This window comes from Mesorhizobium sp. M0800, assembly GCF_040320095.1.
In the GTDB taxonomy this organism is placed as follows: Bacteria; Pseudomonadota; Alphaproteobacteria; order Rhizobiales; family Rhizobiaceae; genus Mesorhizobium.
This window is the reverse complement of record NZ_JAMYOZ010000014.1, coordinates 132,638-138,670: the sequence shown is the minus strand read 5'-3', so window position 1 is coordinate 138,670 and position 6,033 is coordinate 132,638. Positions and strand designations below refer to the sequence as shown.

Sequence of the window (6,033 nt, the reverse complement as noted above, 5' to 3'; positions counted from 1 at the left end):
GGCGCCACATCGGCCACCTCGTTGAAACGATCGAGGCAACCGAATGCAACAACTACTTCGCAAACGCCGGCTACGCTTCCATCAAAACGTGAAAGGCTCTAGTCTAGGCCTCCCCAGCAGTATTAGTTCACAAAGCAGGTCGGCACCCCTGCGATCCGCTGGATCCGGTCAGCGTGTGCTTCGGGTTCGGGGTGCAAGATCAGGCGGTGCCATTTGCACGGATGGCGGCGAACCAACCACCACGGCAGGGGCGCCAGATTGCTCACCACGTTGGCTCTCTTCTTCGCGGCTCATACTTTGGTGAGCAGCTTGCATCTCCGGAACGGTGAAAACCGGCACCTCGCCCTTGAAACCCTGGAGTTCAAAGGCGCCCGCCTGGACGACCGGCATCGGCGCTCCTGCCGCAAAGCCGGGACCAAGCACCAGGGGGATGCCCAGCTTCTTGGTCGTCGACTCGAGCCGAGCCGTGCGGTTCACCGGAGAGCCGATCGCGGTGTAATCGAAACGCCGTTCGGAGCCGAAATTGCCTACCGAGCAAATGCCCGTCTCGATGGCGACGCCGATTGCGATGGAGGGGTGGCCGTCCGCGCTGAAGGCGGCGTCTTCACGCTTCACCCGTTCGATCAGGGCAAGCCCCGCGTCGAGCGCGCGCTCGCGATGGTCCGGCTGATCAAGCGGCGCGTTCCAGAAGGCGAGCACCGCATCGCCCATGAACTTGTCGATGGTGCCGTCGCGCTTGAGGATCTCATCGGTCGCAATGCCGAGGAAGTGGTTGACCACCTTGGCGATTTCCTGGGTATCGAGCTGTTCGCTCATTGTCGTGAAGCCGCGTATGTCGCTGAGCAGAATTGTGATCTCGCGCTTCTCGCCGGACAGGATTGCCTCGGTGTCCGAGCTTGCGAGGCGCTGCACCACGGAGGGCGACAGATATTGGGAGAACTGTCGTGCCAGGGTGGACCGGCGCTGCTCGCTGCGCCTGTAGAGGACATAGCCTTCGAAGCCGGCTACCAGGATCGTCGCCAGCGCCGGCTGCAGCGGGTCATAGAGTTTACCCTGCATGCTGTATTCGAGAGCGCCGAACACGAAAGGCGTGACGGCCAGCAGTGCCAGAGCCAGGGCACCAAGCACGACACGCCCGGCGAGCACTCCGGAAAGCCCGATGAAAACGACGGCACCGAGGACAAACCAGAGCCGCTCAAGCGTACGTGCGTGCGTTGGCTCTGCCAGGTAGCGCCCGGCAAGCATCTGGCCGATCGCATCGGCGTGGATGTCCGCGCCTGGTCGCGCTGGACGCGTCGGGGTGGGCAGGTACTGCGTCAGTCCCACGGCCGACAGATCGACAATGGCGATGGCGTCCCGCAGCCGCGGATCGCCATGGCCCGAAAGGATAGTGCTGGCGGACAGGCGGGGCGTATCGGTGTTGGTTTCCCAGAGGCGGATGCTCCCCTCCGGCTCGAGCGGCACAATGGCGCCGGCCATCCTGAGTGCGTCGAACCCGGCTGCATTCATCCGGGCTATGTAACCGTCCTGTCCGGCGTAAAGGCGCAGGAGCTCGAGTGCGAAGGACGGCCACAGCTGCACGCCTTGAGCGGTGTTGCGAAGCCACAGCAGCGGCACATGGCGCAGTACGCCGTCGGGATCGGGCAAGGTGCGAATCACGCCGAGGCCCGCGGCGGCGTTCGAGAATTCGGCGAGCGAGCCGGTCAGGCCGGTGAAGCCGGGAAGTGTGTCAGGTACTTGCCCGACGATCGACCAGCCGGCTTTGGGTTCTGCTTCTGAAACCGTCGCCTCATCGCCCAGGCTGACGGCGAGCGCCGTTCGATTTTTGGCCAGCGCCGCTGCCAGGCGCTTGTCTCCGGCGATGCCCTCAGGCGAGGTGTCGGCCTCGGGGAGTACCAGCGCAAGCCCGACCACCGCCGCGCCGGATTCGGTGATGCCATCGACCAGATCGGCCAAGAGCCCACGGTTCCAGGGCCATCGCCCATGTGCCTTGAGGCTGGCGTCGTCTATCGAGACGATCACGACAGGATTGCTCGTCGCCTGGCGTGGGGCGAGAAACTGGTAGAAGTCGTACGTCCGCTCACGCAGGCGCGACAACGGCCCGTCAAAAGCCAAATGGCAAGCGAGCAGCAGGAGCACGACCACAAGGCCGGATATTTTGCGCCTGCCAGCTTGCCGCCAATCAGCCCAGCGCCAACCGACCAAGAGGCTCATGTCGTGCGGCCAGGCCTAATTACAGTAGTAGCAGCAACCCTCACCCTCACACTCGCCCTTATCCACGCCCCCGCCCACAGGTGGCGTTAGGCTGTCGGGAAACTCCATGACCACTCCTGGCAATGCGCCGTCCGTGGACTCGCAGACTTTGAGCGAGCCGCCGAGTGCCGACGCACAAATCGCGCTTACATCCAATCCAGGACCCGGTGCGCCTGGCAGGCCGGTGCCGGCTATCCGGTCGATGCTGTCCAATATCGGGAAGGTGTCGATTCCGCCGTAGCCGGTCAGCAGCTTGCCATCTTCCGATGTGCAGGCGTAGCCCGGGTTTGTGATGACCAGCCGTTTGCCATTGATCGTGCAGGTCATGCGGCCGGCGCGCAGTATGCCGACGGTCTGGCCGGCTGCCACCAGCACTTCGATGATGCCGCCTCTCGCCCCGAGCACCATGTGCGGCGTCGCAACCTGCATGACCCCCCCTTTCGAAACCTGGCCGCCATAAAAACGGGCCAGGCCGCTGTTCATCCCGATGTCGATCTTTCCCGATCCGGAGCCCGGATTGTAGACGAATTCATCGATCGTCAGGCTGGTGTTCGGACCAATTTTGGCGCTCGATTCATCCCGGAACACCAGCATTCCAAGACCGGTGGGATTGCTGCGCAGCTGGTCGCCGAGTTCGACGCCGGCACCAACGTTCATTGTCCCGCCGTTGTTGCGGACGATGTTGGTCTGATAGGCCGTCATCGACCCGACCGTCTCAGCGGCGGATGGTGCCGCGAAGGCAAGGCAGGCGATAAAAATGGCGATCTGACGGTACGGGGTCCTCATCGCGGCCTCTTTCAATTGAGCGTCAACGTATAGCTCATGAGCATTTCGAACGATTTTCGGTCGCGGTTGGCGATGTCGAAGTTGGTTTCGCGATAGGCGAGATCGACGCTGATCTTCTGCGCCTCCGTCAGCTGAAAATCGCTTTCCGAGGCAATGCGCCAGAAGTCGCTCTTGATATTTGTGTCGATGCCGACAGACAGATCGGGAGTGTCGCTGTGGCCGGCCGAGAAGGCGATCTGGTGCGACCATGCGAAAAGATCCGGTACGTTCATCAACAGGCCGCCATAGCGGACCTCGCCCGTGTAGCTGCGGCCGATTTCGCCAGATCCGGAGGCGAAGTCATTCGAGCCGACCAGGCGCAGTCCGAGCGCCTGGCCATTGCGGAAGCGGTAGCTGCCGCCCGCCTCATAGAAAACCCTGCTATCGGCGAAAATGCCTTGCGAGGCGCTTAGATCGATATAGCCGCCGCCTGCGAAAAGCGTCGTTTCGACCGTCGGGCGCACAAGAAAGCGCCCACTGACGCCGACGCCGGTCTCGTGGATATCGCTGTCGAAACGATCTGTAACTGTGAACGCCGAAAGCAGCAGGCGCAGCGAATCGATCCCACTGTTGGGCAAGCCCTTGTCCCAGGTGATCGCGGCGTTGCCGTGGATGAAGGTCTCCTTGCTACCTGGAACCGACAGGTCTTCCGTGAAAAAACGCTCTGTCGCCGTCAACGACCCTGAAAGAACGAGAGCGTCGGCGCTTGGCGTGCCGAGGTCCCACCGGACAAAGCCTTCCGCCCGCCCATAGGGCGAGACGAAGCTCTCGTCGTCCTGCGCCCCGCCGGGCTCAAAATCGGTAAATGCGCTGAACACGCCGCCGGTCAGGGCGAGTTCCCAGGTGACGCCACGCAACGCGCGCTCGATGCGGGCGAGCAGGCGAACAGCCTCCTGCTGCTCACTTGCGGTCAGGCCGCCGACTTCGATGCCGTATTGCACCTGCCGCCGGGCCAATTCATAGGAGCCGACATGATAGTACAATCGGCTGGCCGCCAGTCGGGCGCGCGCATCGCGGGGATATTTGATCAGATACTGCTCGATTGAGGAGATCGCCTGATCGTATTGTCCCGCGTTGACGGCAACTGTGACGAACTGGGCGAGCGTTCCGTTGTCGGCCGGACTGGCGATGCGGGCCGAAAACGCATCGTCATATGCCGTAAAAAGACCTTGTGCGCCGGCCGGCAATACGCCGGTACAAAGCAGCGCCGCGGCGCAGCCGAAGATCGTTCGAAACGAAGATTGCATGCCGAGAACCCACCCCAAACCCGACTAGTGCGAAGGACTTAGCACGACCACAAGAAAAAGGCGACTGAACGGTCGCCAGACCATGCGAGTCTCAGCAGCTGTTGCAGCTGCGCAACAAACTATCGCGTTTATTCCTATTTCGGCTGCGCTGGTTGTCAAAACATCTTCTCAGCGTTGCTATACATAATTGAAGTATTCGGCACCAGTGTCAACTAACTCAAATCATCATCAGTGGCGGATCGCACAGCCGACAAGATTAATATTGTTTGCGCGATTCTGCGCGTATCTGGTCACCGAATGAGCAATCAAGGTCACCCACGGCTCATCCAAAGGTCTTCCGTGGCACTGCGCAAGCGATCGGAGAGCTGCCGCGAGGTGCTTCTGACGACGCGCGCGCGATGCGGCACGGCTCTTGCTATTTCGTTGAACGCGACGAGGTCAGCTTATCGCCCCCGACTCCCAGGGACGCGTCACCGGACGCGTCTTGCTACAGCACGAGCATGGTGGCCAGCCCCAGCATCAGGCCCATGCCTACAATATCGGTCACGGTGGTGAGAAAGATCGCCGAAGCGACCGCCGGATCGGCGCCGACTCGCCGCAGGCCCAACGGGATCAGCACGCCGGAGATTCCGGACATGAGGCACGATCCGGACATGGCGAGCAGGATCACAAGTGCCAGCATGGGCGCCTGGGCCGCCGACTCCGGTTGCCGCGAGGCGTAGAACCACATCGCCGCAGCTGCAACAAGGCCGACGAGCACGCCGTTGGCGATCCCGAGCGCGCCCTCCCGCATCACCAGGTGCAGCTTCGGTCGTTTGTCCACATCCCCCAGGGCAAGGCCACGCAGCGTCATCGCCAGTGCCTGGCAGCCGGTGTTTCCGCTCTGCCCGGCCAAGACCGGGAGGAACGCTGCCAAGGCGACGATCTTCTCGATCGTGCCTGTGAATGAACTGACCACGAAAGCGGCCATGAAGGCCGTCAGCAGGTTCAGCTGCAGCCACGGATGACGCTTCAAAAAGGCTGAAAACAGCGGCGTAAAAGAACGCTCCTCCTTCTGGACACCTACCATCTGGCCAGACTGGGCGGAAATCTCGATGATTTGCTGCTCGAACAAGCGCCAGCCGCGAACCTGCCCGAGCAGCCGGTTCTCCGCGTCCACCACAGGATAGACAGGGTAGTGACGGCGTACCGCCGCCTTGCATGCATCGCTCAAAGACAGACCGACGTTAAGGGCGAACGGCTTTGGCAGCATGATCTGATCCACCATCGCGTCCGCTTCGCTCAGCATCAGATCGCGCAGGACCACCAGGCCAACCAATTTATCGCCCATGTCCGTAACGTAGAGGTAAGTGAGCTCGGTCGGCACCTGGGCACTTCTGACAGCTTCCACTGCGGCGGCAACCGTCGTTCCGACAGGAACACTGGCGGGAATCGGGTCCATCAGCTCGACGAGCGAGTCGGGGACCGCGAAATCCTTGCCACCGCCATGAGACCTGATGGGCCGCATATGCGGTGGCAAATGCTCGGCCACCTTACGGGCGTGCCCGTCCGGCAACAGCTTTAGTGTGTCGCGGATGAACTCGGGAGATTCTCGGGCCAGCAATTCAGCCGCGTCATCAGGTGCTCGAGCACGCAGCGTGCGTAACAGCTTCTGAACGTCGTTCTCTTCCTTCATCTGCCGCCGCCCCCAAATTGCTAGTGTCTTGCC

General features: G+C 62.0%; 4 protein-coding genes. All 4 read right to left on the bottom strand.

The genetic code is table 11. From position 1 onward, the window contains the following. Positions 1 to 168: 168 nt before the first annotated feature. Positions 169 to 2,139, bottom strand: coding sequence for a CHASE2 domain-containing protein (locus NKI18_RS18410; protein ID WP_352622617.1), 1,971 nt, complete (start codon positions 2,137 to 2,139; stop codon positions 169 to 171). A 90-nt stretch (positions 2,140 to 2,229) separates the two neighbouring features. Continuing rightward, on the bottom strand, positions 2,230 to 3,054 hold the full coding sequence (locus NKI18_RS18405; RefSeq protein ID WP_023678725.1) for a FecR family protein: 825 nt from the start codon (positions 3,052 to 3,054) through the stop codon (positions 2,230 to 2,232). Continuing rightward, positions 3,051 to 4,325, bottom strand: a complete 1,275-nt coding sequence (locus tag NKI18_RS18400) for a tetratricopeptide repeat protein (RefSeq protein ID WP_353020206.1) — start codon at positions 4,323 to 4,325, stop codon at positions 3,051 to 3,053. Before NKI18_RS18400 ends, NKI18_RS18405 begins: the two co-directional genes overlap by 4 nt. A 487-nt stretch (positions 4,326 to 4,812) precedes the next feature. Next, positions 4,813 to 6,000: a magnesium transporter gene (locus NKI18_RS18395; protein WP_353020205.1), complete on the bottom strand. Its 1,188-nt coding sequence runs from the start codon at positions 5,998 to 6,000 to the stop codon at positions 4,813 to 4,815. Positions 6,001 to 6,033 lie beyond the last annotated feature (33 nt).